Genomic DNA, 16,406 nt, shown 5'->3' on the forward strand with positions numbered 1-16,406 from the left:
CTGTCGGAATGAAGTCCTGGTTCCCGTCAGTTGGAGACGTCCTGGTCTTCGCCGGTTCCGTCCGGCTTGCCGTCTTTTCCGAAGGTGCGGATGATCACGCCGCTCGCATCGGCCTTCACTTCGTAGGAATAAGGCTTCCCCCACGGATCCTTCAGGCCGGTTGTTCCCTTGAGGTAGGGTCCGTTCCAACGCGTCTCGCCGGCGGGTGCCGTGACCAAGGCCGAGAGCCCCTCTTCCACCGTCGGATACTTCGCGTTGTCGACATAGTAGAGTTCGAGCGCGCTTTCGATGTTGCGAATTTGCGCCTTGGCGGCATTGGTCCTGGCCGAACCGAGATAGCGCAGGACCTGCGGCGCGGCCAGCGTCGCGATCAACGCGATGATGGCGAGCACGACCAGAAGCTCGACCAGGGTGAAGCCGCTTTCGCGATCGTCGCTTTCGCCGACAGATCTTCTGGCGCGCCCGGATTTTTCGGAAGGTTTGATAAAGCGCAGAGTGATCATCAGAGCAGTCCCATGTTCAAACCTGCAAATTGCTCCAGCGCCCAGCTGCAGCCGAGGCCGATGGCGATAAACGGGCCGAAGGCAACACGGGCCCGCACTGCTGCCGGCCCTGTCGCAAGCACTTGCCCGCCGACGAACAGCAGAGCGCTGGCGCTGGCGATGAACAGCAGCACCGGCAGCAGCAGCGGGCTGATCCAGCATGCCGCGGCGGCCAGCATCTTGACGTCGCCGAGGCCGAGACCAATCCTGCCGGTCATCAGGAAATGACCGCGCCGGATCAGCCAGGCAGCAGCAAAAGTCGCGACAGCAAACAGGAGCCGCAGCGGGACGCCGTCTGCCTCAGTCGCCATCTGATAGCCAAGGCCGAGGACGGCCAGAGCCAGGTTGAGCCTGTCCGGGATGATCTGCCTGCGGAAATCGGCGATCGAGATCGCGGCAAGAACCGCCGCCAGGGCGACCGTGGCAGCCAGCACGAGAGACGGGTGCGTAGCCATCGTCAATACGCCAGCCTCTTCAGATCCTGTTGCAGCTTGGTGCCGCCGCGCCGCTTTTGGATCGGCGTCTGCAGGCTGATCTTGCCGCGGAATTCGTCGGTCACTTCGCGGGCTTCGTTGATGTCACGGACAACATGCGGCCGGATGAAGATGATCAGTTCGGTGCGTCCGATACTGTCCGTCTTCTGCTTGAACGCGTTGCCGATAATCGGGATATCGCCGAGGATAGGCACTTGAGTGCGGTCGACATTGTTGCGCGACTGGATGAGGCCGCCCAGCGCCAGGCTCTCGCCGTCATTGACCAGAACGCGTGTCTGGATCTTGCGCTGCTGGATGGTCGGTGAATCGATGCCGGAGCTGGTCGTCTTGGTCACATTGCTGACCTCCTGCTCGATGTCGAGCATGACCCTGCCGGCATTGTTGATGCGTGGCGTCACCGTCAGGATGACGCCGGTGTCCTTCATCTCGACCGAGACGACCGGCGAGCTGCCGAGGGTCTGGTCCACCACTTGCCTTGTGGCGATCGGCACCTGGTCGCCGACCTGCAATATCGCCTTCTGGTTGTTCAGGGCCATGATGGTTGGCGCCGAGATGACATTGACGTCGGTGATGCTGGACAAGGCGTTCAGCGTCACCTGGATGTTGTCGGTTGCGTAGCTCCAGTTGAAGCCGGGCAGTGCTGCCGCGGCGGCTCCCTTTGCCACGTCGGACAGCGAGATCTTCATGCCGCCATTCTCGAAGAACCAGCGCAGGCCGTATTTCAGCTCGTCGTTGAGCGTGACTTCGGCGATGACGGCTTCCAGCATGACTTGCGTAGGCAGAACGTCGACCTTGGCCAGGATCTGTTCGATGCGTTCGTAGTCGCGCGCCGTGGTCTGGATCAGCAACGCATTGTTTTCGATATCGGCGACGACCGTGGCGTGGGCGGGCGGCTGTCCGTCCTGCGGGGGCAGCGAAGGCGACGGCCCGGTCAATGGCACCGGCGTGACGCCATCCGATTGCATGGCGATCGGGGTCTGGTCGGGCGACACGTTCGAGCCGCCCGAGTCGCCTTCGGTCTTGACCGAGGTGCCGAGAACGGAACTCAGCACCGCGGCCAGTTCCTTGGCCGGGCGGTTCTGGATCTGGTAGACGAAAAGCTGGCTTTCATTGGTCTCGGCCAGTCTGTCGAGCTTGTTGATCCAGGTCGCCGCACGGGCGAGATAGGCCGGGCGCGAAGTGATCACCAGCACCGAATTCAGCCTGTCGTTGGGGATGAACTGGATAAGTTTGGCGCCCGGCCCATCCTTGGTGCCGAAGATCGAATCGAGTTCGGCGGCAACCGCTTCCGGTTTGGAGGTCTTCAGCGGATGCAGCGCCACCGACATGCCGCGCATCCAGTCGACGTCGAACACCGAAACCGCTTCGCGAATGGCATTGAGGTCGCTGTCATTGCCGGCGACGGTGATCAGGTTGCGGGTGGAATCGACCCGCAGCACCGAGCCCTGGCGGGTGATCGGTTCGAGAATGGTCTTCATCTCGTCGGCGGCGATGAATTGCAGTTGCAGCACCTGCACCTTGACGCCGGGGCCGGACGGTGACGTCGACGGCACGCTGACCGGCGGTGTGCTGGACATGATTTCGGAAAGCGGCACGACCTGGTAGGTACCGGCTCGGTTGGTGATGCCGGCACCATTCACCGCAAGCGCCGATTGCAGGATGTCGACCAGCGCATCCTTCGACACCGGTTGCGAGGTCTGCAGCGTCACCGTGCCTTGCACGCGCGGGTCGACGATGTAGTTGAGGTGAAGCGCATCGCCAAGCACGGCCTTGGCCGCCTCGGCAATCGGCGCGTTGACCAGATTGAGCTCGAACTGGCCCGAGCCATCTGTCGTCACCTTGGTGACGGGGGCGCCGGAGGAGACGAACTGACCCGAGCCCTGGTATTGCGCGCCGTTAAAGCGCTGCGCCTGGCCGGCGGCCGACGTGACGGCGCCAGACCCGGTGTATCCCGCCCGCAAGGGCGAGTTCCTGGCGTGCAGGCTGTCGATGGTTTCGGTGAAGAAGTCCTTGCCCGGCGCGGAGGTGCAGCCGGCAATCGCCAGCAGCGTGCACAACACGACGCGACCACTCGGCTTGCTCGACATCCACCCGATTCCCCTAGATTCCCAGTCTAGGGCTTCTTGCAAGCGGATGTTTGGAATGATGGGCGTATTTGGGGTCTATCCACAGGGTAGAGCAGCGCATAAATCGACAGCCGCGCGAACTTCTGCATGATCTTTTTTATCATGCCGTCTTCAGCTTGATCCAAACCGCGGTCAGGTGGGATCGTATCGCGGTCCTGGACACGCGACGATCCTCACCTCAAGCCGGCTAACTCAGTACATGATTCTTTGCTTCAACCATGTAAGGAATCCATTTCCTCCAAGTGTCTTGCGAACTCGCGCGGCGGCCCAATGCGCTTTCATGGTGGCGCCGACATGACAATCGCAGACGATTTCGTGCAGTTGCCAGTCGCTCAGTTTGAAGAAACGCCTGGCCTCGCCATACGTGTCATCTTTCAGGCCCGATGCGCGCAACACCGGGTCGTCGAAGGCAACGGCAAGTGCTGATCCGTCCCCACGCAGGCTGGCACGTTCCTCCAGGTGCAAATATTCGGTACCTGTAAACGCGGCAAGGCATCGCTCGGGATGTTGCTCCAGAAGTTCAGCCCAGCGTTCGAGGCGCTGGTTGCGTGTCATTGCCGAATACGCCGCCGAAGTTTCGATCTTGGCGACCGCATGCAGTTGATCGATTGTCTGATGTTTCATGGCAGGCTCCTGTCGAAAGAGAGGGCGAAGCGCGCCCACGCCTTTGAAGAAATTATCGCGCGGTGATGCTTCGACAAGAGCCGGAAGCCGCAGGAAGGAATCTATCTTTGGATGGCAAATCCCAGACATCCTGGGGATGTCGTTCTCATGGGACCATGACGAGATGTACATCGTCGGCATTTGCAAACACTTTCAAAGTGATGTCAGTCATTTGCGCCCCGCCGGGCGTGAAAAACGATTCCCTCCTCTACCTCGCCGAAGCGGAGGCACCCACCGGACGTCCTCGGCCATGACGACATCGACCAAGCCGAACTCTCTATTCGCGTGAAGCGTTGCCATGAGTGTCGATTCAATTGGCTTTTTCGTGGGCCAGAATCATCAATATTCCCGCATTGTTCCGCACGGTCTCGCGACCCGTGACGGCCCCGTGGCGGTCGGGACAACCACGCAGCAATAACACTCAGTCCAAGATGCCATCGTCCCTTTTCTATTTTCATGCGAACCACGCCTTGTCCCCACAAGGGCCAGAATTTCGAAGCCATTGCGCGGCTAGTTTTTGCTTGTGAACGCGCCGGCGGATTGTAGCTTGCCCATGAGCCAGTCCGGCAGGGGTAGTTCGCGAGATGGCCGATAGCAAAATTCCCATGGACCAACCATGCCTCTGAAAGCTGCCGCTCACGTCGAGGCCATGTCCGCCTTTGCCTTGGCAAATTTCGGCGGCTACGACCGGACAACCCTTGCCCAGAACGAGAGCGCTTTTCCGCCCAGCCCCAGGGCGATCGCTGCCGGCCAGGACGCGATTGCTCGCAGCCATCTCTATCCTGACCCGGACTGGACGGCGCTGCGCGAGGCGATTGCGCAAGCCTATGGTGTCGAGCCCGATCTGATCTTGTGCGGCGCCGGTTCGATGGACCTGATCAGCTGTACCATCGCGGCCTTTGCGGGACTGGGCGACGAGGTACTGGGCACCTCCTATGCCTATAATTTCGTGGCCTCCGCCGCGGCGCGCGCCGATGCGGTCTATGTCAAGGCCGCGGAACGGGATTTCGCCGTTTCGGTCGACAGCATTCTCGCCACTGTCACGCCGGCAACGCGGGTCGTCTTCGTCTGCAATCCCGGCAATCCGACCGGCACCCGCATCCGCAATGCCGAATTGCTGCGCTTGCGCGCCGCCTTGCGCGGGGATGTGCTGCTGGCGATCGACCAGGCCTATGGCGAGTTTGACGACCAGGATCCAAGGCCTGTCTTTGCGCTTGTCGCACGTGGCGATACCGTCGTGCTGCGCACGCTTTCCAAAGCCTATGGCCTGGCTGGCGCGCGCGTCGGCTGGGGGTTGTTTCCGCCTTCGGTCGCGGCGCAAGTGCGCAAGATGCAGAACTCGAACCAGGTCACCACCGCAAGCCTCGCAATGGCGGTCGCGGCAGTGCAGGACGAGACTTACATGCGCGAAACCGTGGCCCGCACGGCCCGGATTCGCGACCGGTTCGCGCATGATCTGGGGGCTAACGGATATGATGTACCGGAGAGCCGGACGAATTTCGTGCTGATCCGCTTCTCCGACGCAGCCGCCGCGGAGGCCGCCGAGAGAGCCTTGCGCGGCGCCGATATCATTGTGCGCGGCCTGGGCGGTTACGGCCTCACGGACTGTTTGCGCGCGACGGTCGGCCCGCAAGAGATAATGGATCAGGCACTGCGCATACTGATCGACATGCACGGCGGATAGTTTTGGCGACCGCATTCGAGGGAGAGTTGAGAGATGCCATACCTGCCCGTCCGTGACTTCATCGGCTATGGCGACAAGCCACCTTCGGCCGCATGGCCCGGCGGCGCCAAACTGGCGCTCAACATCGTCGTCAACTATGAGGAAGGCGCCGAATACAGCATCGGCGAGGGCGACAACGTCTCCGAGGCGATCCTGTCGGACCTTGCCGTGTCGCCAGCGGTGCCGGGCCTGCGCAACCGCAATATGGAATCGCTCTACGAATACGGCTCACGCGTCGGCGTCTGGCGGCTGTTGTCGCTGTTCCAGGACAAGCAGATCATTCCGACCTTCTACGTCGTGGGACGCGCGCTGGAGCTCAATCCGGCCGCCGGCAAAGCGATCGCGGCACTTGGCAGCGATATCGTCTGCCATGGCTGGCGCTGGATCGACTACGCGGCGTTGACCGAAGACGAGGAACGCGACCATATCGCGATGACCGTCGACACCGTGCAACGGATCACCGGCATCCGTCCACTCGGCTGGTACACCGGTCGGCCCAGCCTCAACACGCGCCGGCTGGTGGTGGAGCACGGCGGCTTCCTGTTCGATTGCGACGACTACAATGACGACCTGCCCTATTTCGTCGAAGTCGGTCCAAAGCGTCATCTGGTCGTCCCGCACAGCTTCGACAACAATGACAGCCGGTTCTCGCGTGGCTCCGGCCTGGAGACCGGCAGCCAGTTCTTCGAATATGTCGGCGATGCGGTGGACTGGCTTCTGGCGGAAGGCGAAACGACACCGCGCATGATGACGGTATCGCTGCACTGCCGACTGGCGGCGCGGCCGGGCCGCATGGTCGGGCTGGCCCATTTCCTCGACAAGATCAGGGCCAATCCCGATATCTGGATCTGCCGCCGCTCAGACCTTGCCCAACATTGGCTGGATCGGTTCGGCGGCTGAGGCGCGATCCGGCGGCATTGGCACCGCCGGCGAATATCCTACTTGTTCGAAACCTCGTAGACCTTGCCGTGCCAAGGCGCGGCGTCGATCTGGTCGAGCGCCATCACGTAGAGCACCTTCTCGTCTGGTCCAAAAGCGAAGTTCGGCATGGATGGCGATGGCACCGAAAGCGTGCGCAGCAGCTTCGCATCCTTGTCGACGACGATGATCTTGCCAAGCGCATCAAGCGAGCGCGGGCTCTGGCCGATATACATCTCGCCGGCCCTGTCCATCTTGATCCCGTCAGGCCAGATGTGCGGCTGGTTCGGGAACAGGTCGTCGAGGCGCAGGAAGACACGACGGTTGCTCAAGCTGTGGTCGGGCTGGACATCGAACTCGATGATCCGATTGTCCTCCGTCTCGACCAGATACAGGATCTTGCCGTCGTTCGACATGACGAGGCCGTTGGCATTGTGCAGGTCACCGGCAACCTTCTTCACGCTGCCGTCCTTGCCGATGTAGTAGGCCGAGGCGTCGATCAGCGGACCGCCCTTGCCGGAACCGGTGAAATAGGTGCCGCCATCCTTGTCGGGTGCGAAGTCATTCGGGCCGCTGAATGGCTTGCCATCCGTGTCCTTGTCATAGGCCGGCAGCGTCTTGCCGTCGGCCGAGATGCGGCCGATCGTGTTGTTGTCGTAGCAGGTGACGAGGAACTCGCCGGCCGTGGTCGGCAGCACGGCCGACGGGCCGCAACCGTCCATCTTCCAGAAGATCTCGTTCTTCTTGCCATCCCATACGCTGACCGTACCGCGGCCATATTCGACGTAGTAGAGCTTGTCCTGGTACCAGATTGGGCCTTCGGCGAACCAGGCGTCGTCATTGATGACCTTCACATCCGCCGCGTGCGCGGATGATGTGAGGGCCAGGGCAAACATGGTGCCCAGCAGATGTCGTTTGATCATGCGATTCCCCTTTGTTTTCAGGCGGTTGAAGTCTTCCCTGTGTCAGGTTCGCTGGCGTAACCCGCCAGCTTCGATTGTTCTGTCAGTTGGCCCGCCGATCGCCAGACGGTCCAGACCTACGCGCGCAGCCGCTTGCCCTCGGGGTCGAAGGGCGGCTGCTTCAACAGTACCGCGTCATGAGGTCTTCCCAGGATGGCGACCGTGACGACATCGCCTGCCTTGGCCGAGCCGGCCTTGACATAGCCAAGCGCCAGCGACTGCTCGACGAAATAACCATAGGCGCCTGAGGACACCTGGCCGATCGGCGTGCCGTCCGGCAGGAATATCGGCTCGCCGCCGGTCGCGTCGGCGTCCCTAGCGTCGATCGACAGCATGATCAGCTCATCGCGCGCCGGCCTGTCGGCGACGGCGGCGTAGGCATCGCGGTTGAGGAATTCGCCCTTGTCCATTTTGACAAGCCGATCGAACTTGACCTCCTGCGGCCAGTATTCGGGGGAATATTCCCGGCTCCAGCTGCCATATCCCTTTTCGACCCGCAGCGACATCAGCGCGCGCGAACCAACCGGCCCGGCACCGACTTCGCTGCCGGCCTTCAGCAAGGCACTGTAGAGCTCGATCTGGTTGGCGGCCGCGCAATAGAGTTCCCAGCCCAGGTCGCCGGTGAACGAAACACGCAGCGCCACCACGTCGACACCAGCCACCGTGATCTGGCGCGAGCGCATGAAGGCAAACGCCTCCGTCGACAGATCGGCATTGGTCAAGCGCTGCAGCAATTCACGTGATTTCGGGCCGGCGACGTTGAAGCCGGCCAGTTCCTCGGTGCGCGAACGGAACGTGGTGCCTTCAGGCAAAGGGACAGCCTTGAAGAACCTTTGGTGGAAGCGCTCGGCCATGCCGGAACCGAACACCATGAACTCGTCGTCGGACAGCTTTGTCACGGTAAAGTCGCCGGCAATGCCGCCGCGCTTGCCGATCAGCGGCGTGAGACAGGAGCGCCCGATTTCCGTCGGCATGCGGTTGGCGAACAGCGCGTTGAGCCAGGCTTCCGCGCCGGGTCCCTTGACCTCGTATTTGGCAAAATTCGAAACGTCGATGATGCCCGCATGCTCGCGCAGCATGCGCGCCTCGCGTCCCACCGGTCCCCACCAGTTCTGGCGCGTGAAGCCGATCGTCTCCTCGCGCGGCTCGCCCTCGGCGGCGAACCATAGTGGGTGCTCCCAGCCGAAATTGAGGCCGAAGACGGCGTTCATTCCCTTTTGCATGTCATAGGCAGGCCGGGTCCGGACCGGCCGTCCGGCGGCGCGTTCCTCATTGGGGAAATGGATCTTGAAGCGGTGGCTGTATTGGTCCTGCACGCGGGCCTTGGTGAAAGCCTTGCCGGCCCAGTGGCCAAAGCGCGCCATGTCCCAGGCGAACATGTCGAGCGAAGGCTCGCCCTCGATCATCCACTCGGCCGCCAGCTTGCCCATTCCGCCCGACTGCGAGAACCCGGGAATGATGCCGTTGCAGCAGAAGTAGTTCTGCAACTCCGGCACCGGGCCAAACAGCACGGCGCTGTCCGGCGACCAGATCATCGGCCCGTTGATCACCTTTTTGACGCCCGCGGTGCCAACCGCGGGAACACGTGCAATGGCGCGCATCATGTTGTCCTCGATGCGATCGAGATCGTCGGGAAAGAGTTCGTGGCCAAAGTCCAGCGGGGTCCCATCCTCTGCCCAGAACTTCATGTTGCGTTCATAGGCCCCGATGAGCAGCCCAAGCCCTTCCTGGCGCAGATAATATTCGCCATCGCGATCGGCGACAGAAGGCAGGCGGCGTCCCATCGCGGCGATCTCGGGAATGGTCTCGGTGACGAAATACTGATGCTCGGTGGGGATCAGCGGCAGTTGCAGGCCAGCCATCGCGGCGACCTCGCGGCCCCACAGGCCGGCGGCGTTGACCACCCATTGCGTGTGGATGTCGCCCTTCGGCGTGCGCACGATCCAGCTGCCGTCCGACTGCGCCTCGGTGGCAGTGACCGGCGTGAAGCGATGGATCTCCGCCCCGCGCTGGCGGGCGCCGGCGGCATAGGCGGCGGTGACGCCGGACGGGTCGACATTGCCGCCTTCCGGCTCGTACATGATGCAGCGTATGCCGTCGAAATCGACCAGCGGGTGCAGCCGCTCCGCCTCATCGCGCGCGACCTCATAAAAGTTCATCTTGTAGCGTCGCGCCTTGGCCTCCTGCAGCCTCAGCTGATGCTCGCGCGCTTCGGTCTGGGCGAGATAGAGCGAGCCCGGCTGGAAGATGCCACAACCCTGCCCGGTCTCGCTTTCCAGTTCCTTGTAGAGCGCCATGGTGTAGTGCTGCAGGCGGCTGATGTTGGTGGAATCGTGCAGGCCGTGGATGTTGGCCGCCGCATGCCAGGTCGAGCCGGACGTCAGCTCGTTGCGCTCGAGAAGAACCACGTCGGACCAGCCGAATTTGGCCAGGTGATAGAGGATCGAGCAACCGATCAGGCCGCCGCCGATGACAACGGCTTGTGCATGAGTACGCATATCCAGATTTCTTCCCTTGGTGCGGCGATTTTTTTGTTCTGCGCTTTCGAAAAGCGCCTTGCAGGTTGTTAGGCTGGCTGATCAATCGCAGTCGCCTGGCGACTTCAGGGGCGCATCTTGCGCCTCTGAAGTCGTTGCTGTGATCAACCCAATCTATGCCTTGTCGAGCCAGACCTTCTCCAGTTGCAGTTCGAATGTCTGATGCATCTTGAGGTTCTTCACATAGGCGGCATGGTGGCGGTAGAGCGAACGCCAGAACGACTGAACCAGCACGCCTGAATCCTGCAACGTCCACTCGACATCCTTCATCAGCTCCTTGCGCTGGGCAGGATCGGCGACGGCAAGTGCAGCATTGAGCTTCTTGTCGAAATCCGGGTTGGCGTAGCCCGTTTCATTCCAGGCCTCGCCACTGCGATAGGCCAGCGCCAGCACCTGCACGCCGAGCGGCCGCATGCCCCATTCGGTGGTCGACCATGCATACTTCGTCCAGTCGTTCCAGAATGAAGTCCCTGGAATGATCGTGCGCTTCACCTTGAATCCGGCCTCGCGCATCTGCGCGGCGACGACATCGGCAGGGTCTTTGACATAGTCCGAATCGTAGGAAATGAGCTCGAACTCATGATCCATCTGGCCGGCCTCGGTCATCAACGCCTTGGCCTTGGCCAGATCGCGAGGCACTTTCGGCAGCTCATAATATTCCGGATGGATCGGGCAGACATGGTGGTTTTCGGCAACTTGGCCAAGGCCACTGTAGCCGAGTTTCAGCACCGTCTCGTTGTCGACCGCGAGCTGGATGGCGTTGCGCACCCGTTTGTCGTCATAGGGTCTGTTGGTCACATTGGTGCGCAGCACGATCGTTCCCGCGGTGACGACGGATTCCTTGACCAGGCCCATGCCATCATAGAGGTCCACGGTGCCGCCGACAGTCTGATAGTTGCAGTCGATCTCTCCAGCCTCGAAGGCGCTGGCGATGGCCGGGCTCGAAGCGTCCGTCCCGTAATCGGTCCAGTCGACACCGTCGAGATAGGTCTCGCCGCCGAACCAGGTGAAGTCCTTGCGGCGTCTCACCGAAGCCGACTCGCCAACCTTGTATGAGATCAGTTCGTAGGGGCCGGTGCCGGGCGTCTTCGTCATGTCGGCACCGTCCTTGTCGAAGTTGCGGTGGACGATGATTGCCGGATAATCCGCGAAGCCTGGAATGATGGTGACATCGGACTGGCCGCACTTTAGCCTAACGGTGTGGTCGTCGATCTTGGTGATGGCGCCGGCGGCGGCCTTCTTGGTGGCCGGGTCGATCAGCGTGGCCATGCGGCCGGCCATGGAATTGCCTTCGGCCGCCTTGTCGCACCAGCGCTCGATGTTGACGACGATGTCGTCGGCGTTGAGCTCGTCACCGTTTGACCACCTCACGCCCTTGCGCACATGCAGCGTATATTCGGTGGCGTCGTCGCTGACCTCCCAGCTCTCGACCAGATGGCCCTCGAAGGTGAAGTCGGTTGTATAGCGGATCATGTAGTCGTTGCACTGGCGCAGCACGTTGGCCATTTCCGACCAGTCCCACATGCGTGGGTCCTTCATGTCCTTGATGATCATTTGCATCTTCAGGATACCGCCCTTCTTGCCCGGTTCCGGGGCCGCGGCTCTGGCCGGCGCGAGGCCGATCATCGAATAGGCAAACGCCGTCGAGGCGCCCATCGCACTCGCCATGGCGAGGAACTCGCGGCGGTCCAGCTTGCCGCTCCTGACTTCGTCTGCGTAGCTTTCAATGACTGCCGGCACGCGGTCACCGTTGCTCTTGAAAATCGACATCGTTGATTCTCCGGTTTGGGCTTTTTGCCCGTTACATTCCCCTTGCGACTGCGCATGTTAGGAGCGATGCAAAAATCCCGGAAGGGCTCGAACCCGAAGAAACCGCCGAAACCCGGCTGTTGAGACCTAAAAAAACGACGCCATTGGCGTGTCAAATTTTTGAGTTTGAGAGTATCCCCAACTGCTGAAACAGCTCTAGGCGCCGTCCTCCTGCGCCCGCAAAAGAATCCATTCCCGCACAATGCGGGCGATGTTTCCCTTCGAAAGCTGGTTCTCGGTCAGGTAGTAATTCCAGGGGCTCGCAGGCCGGATCGGGAAGGGTTCGACGAGCAGTCCTCGCCGCAGATAGGCAAGGGCCAGCGACCGCTGCGTCGCGACCAGGCCAGCGCCCATCGCGGCCAGTTCAAGTGCGATGTTGGAGGCGTTGGTCGTCAGGCCCTTGTCGTAATCAGCCATGTCGACGCCAAGCGCCGACGTGACGACCTGCCAGTATTCCTGGCGGCCATGCACGAAGATCCAGTCCACCTTGAGAATATCTTCGGGCGCCTTCACGGCATTCTCGCCATCCAGCAAGGCCGGTGCGCACAACAGAACCAGTTCGTCGTTCCACAGCGGGACGCCGGCGGGCGGCCGGTCGTCGAAACGCCGTGTGGAAATGGTGATGTCGGCGATCTGCTCGGCGAGATCCTCCCAGATCGTGCCGTGCAGCACGATCTCGATCTCGGGGTGTTTCTTTCGAAACGCGGCCATGCAGCCGGCCAGCCAGTTCTCCGCCAGGCTCATTGGGCAGGAGATAACCACGGTGCGGTTGCGCGACGAGGTCACGATCGCCTCCGTTGCCTGGTCGATCTGATCGAGTGCCTGACGCAAGGTCGGCAGGAATGCCTCCCCCATTTCGGTGAGCTTGAGGCTGCGCGGATAGCGAATGAACAATCGGCGGCCGATGTAGTGTTCGAGCGCGCGGACATGTGTGCTGACCGCGGCCTGCGTGTATCCGAGTTCCTTGGCGGCCGTGGTGAAGGAGAGATGCCGGGCCGAACTCTCAAACGACCTGATATAGTTCAAAGGGGGTGGCGGCTTCATCGCTAACTCCTGCAACATGCACGAGATAGCTATCCCATAGAAGAGCCGACGTTCAATCATGCTGCGCGGCAAGACATGAATTTTTTTGGGCAAAGCCGCCGAACTAATTGCGTGAAAGCGCGATGAACCCAAATTAATGATGTCGTGACGCAGAGGGGAGTAATGCAAGTGGCTGTGCCGTCGCATCGGCGTGAAGGGCCTGACGCGCGTACCGACGTTGCCACCCGCTTGGCCGATTTCGTGTTGCGGCGACCGGCGGCCGTATTCCCCACACCAGTCCTCGACCATGCGCGTTATCTCCTGCTGGACACGATCGGAATTGCCATTGCGGCTGGACCCATGGAAGCAGGCAGGATCGCCCGCGACACTGCCGCCCTTCTCTACGGCTCGACCGACCCGTTGCATTCGGCGCGCATGCTCTTCGACGGCCGCCGCGCCAGCATCGCCGGGGCCGCTTATGCGGCGGCAACGCAAATCGACAATCTCGACGGCCACGACGGATACAGCCCGACCAAGGGTCATATCGGCGTCGCCGTCGTGCCTGCGCTGGCAGCGCTTGCAGAAGCATGCCCCGACCTTAGCGGGCCGGAGGCGCTGGCATCCCTTGTCGTCGGCTACGAAGTTGCCGGCCGGGCGGGCATCGCGCTGCACGCAACCGTGTCGGACTACCATACGTCGGGCGCCTGGAACGCGCTGGGCGTGGCCGCGGTGGCGGCGAGGTTGCGGCGGCTCAGCGATGAACAACTCCGCCAGGCGCTTGGCATTGCCGAATACCACGGCCCGCGCAGCCAGATGATGCGCGAGATCGCCACTCCGACGATGCTGCATGATGGCTCGGGTATTGGCGCGCTGATCGGCCTGTCCGCCGCTGTGCTTGCCGAGCGCGGCTTTACCGGCGCCCCGGCGATCACGGTCGAGGCACTCGACGTCGCCCCGCATTGGCAGGATCTCGGCGTCTTCTGGCAGGTGCTGCACCAGTATGTGAAGCCCTACCCGATCTGCCGCTGGGCACATGCGGCAATCGACGCGACGCGCGGGCTCTGCCGCGCGCATCATCTGACGCCGGCCGACATCCACCACGTTCAGGTCAACAGTTTCCACTACGCCGCAACGCTGTTCGACGGCATGCCGGATACGACCTCGAAGGCGCAGTACAGCCTGCGCTTCGCCGTCGCGACCTTCATTATCCATGGCCGCATCGGACTGGAACATATTTCCGGCAACGGGCTCGAGGATGCTGCCGTCGCCGAGATGCTGGGCCGGATCACCGTCTCGGAATCGGAGCGCCACAGCGTCCGCTTCCCGGCAGGTCGCTGGGCCGATGTCGTCGTCACGACAACCGACGGGAGGGTTCTGACGTCGGGCGACATCCACGCGCGCGGCGGACCGGAGGCGCCGCTGACGCTGCAGGAAATCGAGGCCAAATATATGGAATTCGCGGCGCCGGTGCTGGGACAGGGCCGGGCCAGCGCGATCCGCGACGCAGTCCTGTCGCTCACCGACCCGGACAGCCGCTTCCGCGATCTCTCGGTATTGCTCTACGACCCTCCAGTGATCAGTACGATCCTCCAGCGGCCAGCGTGGTAGGCTAGATGCCACTCAGGCCGCTGGACTATGGCGTCGTCATTGTCGGCGGCGGCCAAGCACTGCACGGAACCGCATCATCAACACAGGACACTCATGACCCGCCCGCAAGGAACTATCGCACCGATCCTGACGCCGTTCGAAAACGACGGCCGCATCGCACGTGATCTCTGGATATCGCATGCCAAATGGGTGCTGGATCAGGGAGCGCATTTCCTGTCGCCGTTCGGCACCACGGGCGAGGCGTTGTCGCTTTCTGTGCGCGAACGCGTGCAGGCCCTGGAATGGTTGATCGAGGCAGGCATTTCGCCAAGCCAACTGATGCCCGGAACCGGCGTCACCGCCCTGCCCGAGACCGTCGAGCTGTCGACCCATGCGGTCGGGCTCGGCTGTGCCGGCGTGATGGTGCTGCCATCCTTCTTCTACACGGCTGCCGGCGACAACGGCCAGGCCCGCTACTACAGCGAGCTGATCGAACGGGTGGCGAGCCCTGCAATGCGCATGATCCTCTACCACATCCCGCAGAATTCGGGCGTGCCCGTGAGCCCGGCGCTGACCGCCAAGCTGAATGAGGCGTTTCCCGAAATCGTGGTCGCCTACAAGGACAGCGCCGGCGACTGGAACAACACGGCTGCAGTGATTACCGCAGCGCCCAAGGTTGCGGTCTTCCCGAGCTCGGAAGCGCAGCTGACCAGGGGCCTTGCCAGCGGCGCGGCGGGCTGCATCTCGGCCACCGTCAACCTCAATGCGGCCGCCATCCGGGCCCTCTACGACGCAACGATCGCAGGAAAGGACGTTGCCGACGCGGATGCGGCGATCAAGGCGTTCCGCAAGATCATCCAGGATGCCGGACTGATCCCCGCGATGAAGGCCGTGCTGGCGGTGCGTTCCGGCGACAGGCGTTGGCTGAACCTGCGTGCGCCGCATGAGAATGCAACGCTCGAAAACGGCGAGAGGCTGCTTGCCGCGCTCGGTCCTTCGGCCGATCACATTGGCCGCCGGAGCTGAGACCGGCATCATGTCCCCTCGCCCGTCCGTCATCCTGCATACCGATCGGCCGGCCACAGCGCTGGCGGTGCTCAAGGAGACGCATCCGGATCTCGTGGTCCACGCCTGCGACAGCTACGCCGCTCTTCCCGAACTGATCGGGCGCGTGGCGGCGGAAGTGGTTTATTCCGTCCGCTTCGACGGCACGCCGCGATATCCGCGGCAGGCCCTCGTCGAAAGCCCGACCGTGAAATGGGTATCGATCGGCGGCTCCGGCACGGATCATCTCGGGCGTTGGGACCCGGAGCGGCTTGTGGTGACGAACGCTGCTGGCGTTGCCGCTGGCATGCTGGCGGAATATGCGCTCGGCGCGATGCTGTCCTTCTCGCTCGACCTGCGCGGCTTTGAGCGTCGCCAGCAGGCACGTCTTTGGGGCGGAGGTCGTGTCGAGCCGATCGAGGGCAAGACGGTTCTTATCATCGGCCTCGGCAAGACGGGCACGGCCGTCGCAAGCCGCGCACAGGCCATGGGCATGCGCGCGCTTGGCATACGCGCACGGCCAAGATCAATGCCTTGCCTCGACGAGGTGCATGGACCGGATGCGCTGCTGACGCTGCTTGGGCGCGCCGATTTCATCGTCTGCTGCGTACCGCTGCTGCCCAGCACGCGCGGCCTGCTCGGCAAAGCGGCCTTCGCCGCGATGAAGCTTTCCGCCGTGCTCATCGACATCTCGCGCGGCGGCGTGGTCGACGAGGCCGCACTGCTCGAAGCCCTTGACGGCAAGCGTATCAAGGGTGCCGCGCTGGATGTCTTTGCGACTGAGCCGCTGCCGGCCGATCATGCTTTGTGGGGCTACGACAATGTCGCCATCACGCCGCATTGCGCAGCGGTCTACGAGGGCTGGGACGTCAAGTCGGTGCGCATGTTTGCCGACAATCTGACGCGCTATCGCAGCGGTGAGCCGCTCGAGAACGTGGTGAATCCGGAGCGCGGCTACTAAGGCCGGGAGGGAAGGCA

General features: G+C 62.5%; 13 protein-coding genes. 5 read left to right on the forward strand and 8 right to left on the reverse strand.

Annotated elements, in window-relative coordinates:
- Nucleotides 1-26: 26 nt before the first annotated feature.
- From gspG to ACFFNA_RS13815, 4 genes are all read right to left on the reverse strand, one after another.
- On the reverse strand, nt 27-503 hold the full coding sequence (gspG, locus tag ACFFNA_RS13800; protein WP_378918992.1) for a type II secretion system major pseudopilin GspG: 477 nt from the start codon (nt 501-503) through the stop codon (nt 27-29).
- Entirely contained in the window at nt 503-997 is a 495-nt protein-coding gene (locus tag ACFFNA_RS13805; protein ID WP_378918994.1) for a prepilin peptidase, read from the reverse strand. Before ACFFNA_RS13805 ends, gspG begins: the two co-directional genes overlap by 1 nt.
- A 2-nt stretch (nt 998-999) precedes the next feature.
- A complete protein-coding gene (gspD, locus tag ACFFNA_RS13810) occupies nt 1,000-3,123 on the reverse strand; it encodes a type II secretion system secretin GspD (RefSeq protein ID WP_378918996.1) in 2,124 nt (707 codons plus the stop codon).
- A 231-nt stretch (nt 3,124-3,354) separates the two neighbouring features.
- On the reverse strand, nt 3,355-3,786 hold the full coding sequence (locus ACFFNA_RS13815; RefSeq protein ID WP_111543141.1) for a hypothetical protein: 432 nt from the start codon (nt 3,784-3,786) through the stop codon (nt 3,355-3,357).
- A gap of 655 nt (nt 3,787-4,441) precedes the next feature.
- Between ACFFNA_RS13815 and ACFFNA_RS13820 the strand changes: the two genes are divergently transcribed.
- Nucleotides 4,442-5,509, forward strand: a complete 1,068-nt coding sequence (locus tag ACFFNA_RS13820) for a pyridoxal phosphate-dependent aminotransferase (RefSeq protein WP_378918998.1) — start codon at nt 4,442-4,444, stop codon at nt 5,507-5,509.
- Between the two features lie 33 nt (nt 5,510-5,542).
- A complete protein-coding gene (locus ACFFNA_RS13825; RefSeq protein ID WP_378919000.1) occupies nt 5,543-6,448 on the forward strand; it encodes an allantoinase PuuE in 906 nt (301 codons plus the stop codon).
- A gap of 38 nt (nt 6,449-6,486) precedes the next feature.
- On the opposite strand, the gene ACFFNA_RS13830 is transcribed toward ACFFNA_RS13825, so the two are convergent.
- The 4 genes from ACFFNA_RS13830 to ACFFNA_RS13845 all read right to left on the reverse strand — a co-directional run bounded on the left by ACFFNA_RS13830 (nt 6,487) and on the right by ACFFNA_RS13845 (nt 12,818).
- The gene (locus ACFFNA_RS13830; RefSeq protein ID WP_378919002.1) at nt 6,487-7,389 is read right to left on the reverse strand and encodes an SMP-30/gluconolactonase/LRE family protein; all 903 of its coding nucleotides are present in this window, start codon (nt 7,387-7,389) and stop codon (nt 6,487-6,489) included.
- A gap of 116 nt (nt 7,390-7,505) precedes the next feature.
- Entirely contained in the window at nt 7,506-9,926 is a 2,421-nt protein-coding gene (locus tag ACFFNA_RS13835) for a GcvT family protein (protein WP_378919004.1), read from the reverse strand.
- A gap of 153 nt (nt 9,927-10,079) precedes the next feature.
- Nucleotides 10,080-11,735, reverse strand: coding sequence for an ABC transporter substrate-binding protein (locus ACFFNA_RS13840; RefSeq protein ID WP_378919006.1), 1,656 nt, complete (start codon nt 11,733-11,735; stop codon nt 10,080-10,082).
- A gap of 195 nt (nt 11,736-11,930) precedes the next feature.
- Entirely contained in the window at nt 11,931-12,818 is an 888-nt protein-coding gene (locus ACFFNA_RS13845; RefSeq protein WP_378919008.1) for a LysR substrate-binding domain-containing protein, read from the reverse strand.
- Nucleotides 12,819-12,980: 162 nt separating this feature from the next.
- Between ACFFNA_RS13845 and ACFFNA_RS13850 the strand changes: the two genes are divergently transcribed.
- The 3 genes from ACFFNA_RS13850 (at nt 12,981) to ACFFNA_RS13860 (ending at nt 16,389) form a co-directional block, all read left to right on the forward strand.
- Nucleotides 12,981-14,405 (forward strand): MmgE/PrpD family protein, encoded by a 1,425-nt coding sequence (locus ACFFNA_RS13850; RefSeq protein WP_378919010.1) that lies wholly within the window; start codon nt 12,981-12,983, stop codon nt 14,403-14,405.
- A 93-nt stretch (nt 14,406-14,498) separates the two neighbouring features.
- Complete coding sequence (locus tag ACFFNA_RS13855; RefSeq protein ID WP_378919012.1) at nt 14,499-15,410, forward strand: dihydrodipicolinate synthase family protein; 912 nt, start codon at nt 14,499-14,501, stop codon at nt 15,408-15,410.
- 10 nt (nt 15,411-15,420) lie between these two features.
- A complete protein-coding gene (locus ACFFNA_RS13860; RefSeq protein ID WP_378919014.1) occupies nt 15,421-16,389 on the forward strand; it encodes a D-2-hydroxyacid dehydrogenase in 969 nt (322 codons plus the stop codon).
- The last annotated feature ends 17 nt before the right edge of the window (nt 16,390-16,406 follow it).

The organism is Mesorhizobium kowhaii (assembly GCF_042431665.1).
Taxonomy (GTDB): Bacteria; Pseudomonadota; Alphaproteobacteria; order Rhizobiales; family Rhizobiaceae; genus Mesorhizobium; species Mesorhizobium kowhaii.

What these genes read in the sequence shown, in the direction of transcription:
- ACFFNA_RS13815 (WP_111543141.1), bottom strand. Translation starts at nt 3,786, where the DNA reads ATGAAACATCAGACAATCGATCAACTGCATGCGGTCGCCAAGATCGAA.
- ACFFNA_RS13845 (WP_378919008.1), bottom strand. Translation starts at nt 12,818, where the DNA reads ATGAAGCCGCCACCCCCTTTGAACTATATCAGGTCGTTTGAGAGTTCG.
- ACFFNA_RS13835 (WP_378919004.1), bottom strand. Translation starts at nt 9,926, where the DNA reads ATGCGTACTCATGCACAAGCCGTTGTCATCGGCGGCGGCCTGATCGGT.
- ACFFNA_RS13840 (WP_378919006.1), bottom strand. Translation starts at nt 11,735, where the DNA reads ATGTCGATTTTCAAGAGCAACGGTGACCGCGTGCCGGCAGTCATTGAA.
- ACFFNA_RS13850 (WP_378919010.1), top strand. Translation starts at nt 12,981, where the DNA reads ATGCAAGTGGCTGTGCCGTCGCATCGGCGTGAAGGGCCTGACGCGCGT.
- ACFFNA_RS13860 (WP_378919014.1), top strand. Translation starts at nt 15,421, where the DNA reads ATGTCCCCTCGCCCGTCCGTCATCCTGCATACCGATCGGCCGGCCACA.
- ACFFNA_RS13820 (WP_378918998.1), top strand. Translation starts at nt 4,442, where the DNA reads ATGCCTCTGAAAGCTGCCGCTCACGTCGAGGCCATGTCCGCCTTTGCC.
- gspG (WP_378918992.1), bottom strand. Translation starts at nt 503, where the DNA reads ATGATCACTCTGCGCTTTATCAAACCTTCCGAAAAATCCGGGCGCGCC.
- ACFFNA_RS13805 (WP_378918994.1), bottom strand. Translation starts at nt 997, where the DNA reads ATGGCTACGCACCCGTCTCTCGTGCTGGCTGCCACGGTCGCCCTGGCG.
- ACFFNA_RS13825 (WP_378919000.1), top strand. Translation starts at nt 5,543, where the DNA reads ATGCCATACCTGCCCGTCCGTGACTTCATCGGCTATGGCGACAAGCCA.
- ACFFNA_RS13830 (WP_378919002.1), bottom strand. Translation starts at nt 7,389, where the DNA reads ATGATCAAACGACATCTGCTGGGCACCATGTTTGCCCTGGCCCTCACA.
- ACFFNA_RS13855 (WP_378919012.1), top strand. Translation starts at nt 14,499, where the DNA reads ATGACCCGCCCGCAAGGAACTATCGCACCGATCCTGACGCCGTTCGAA.
- gspD (WP_378918996.1), bottom strand. Translation starts at nt 3,123, where the DNA reads ATGTCGAGCAAGCCGAGTGGTCGCGTCGTGTTGTGCACGCTGCTGGCG.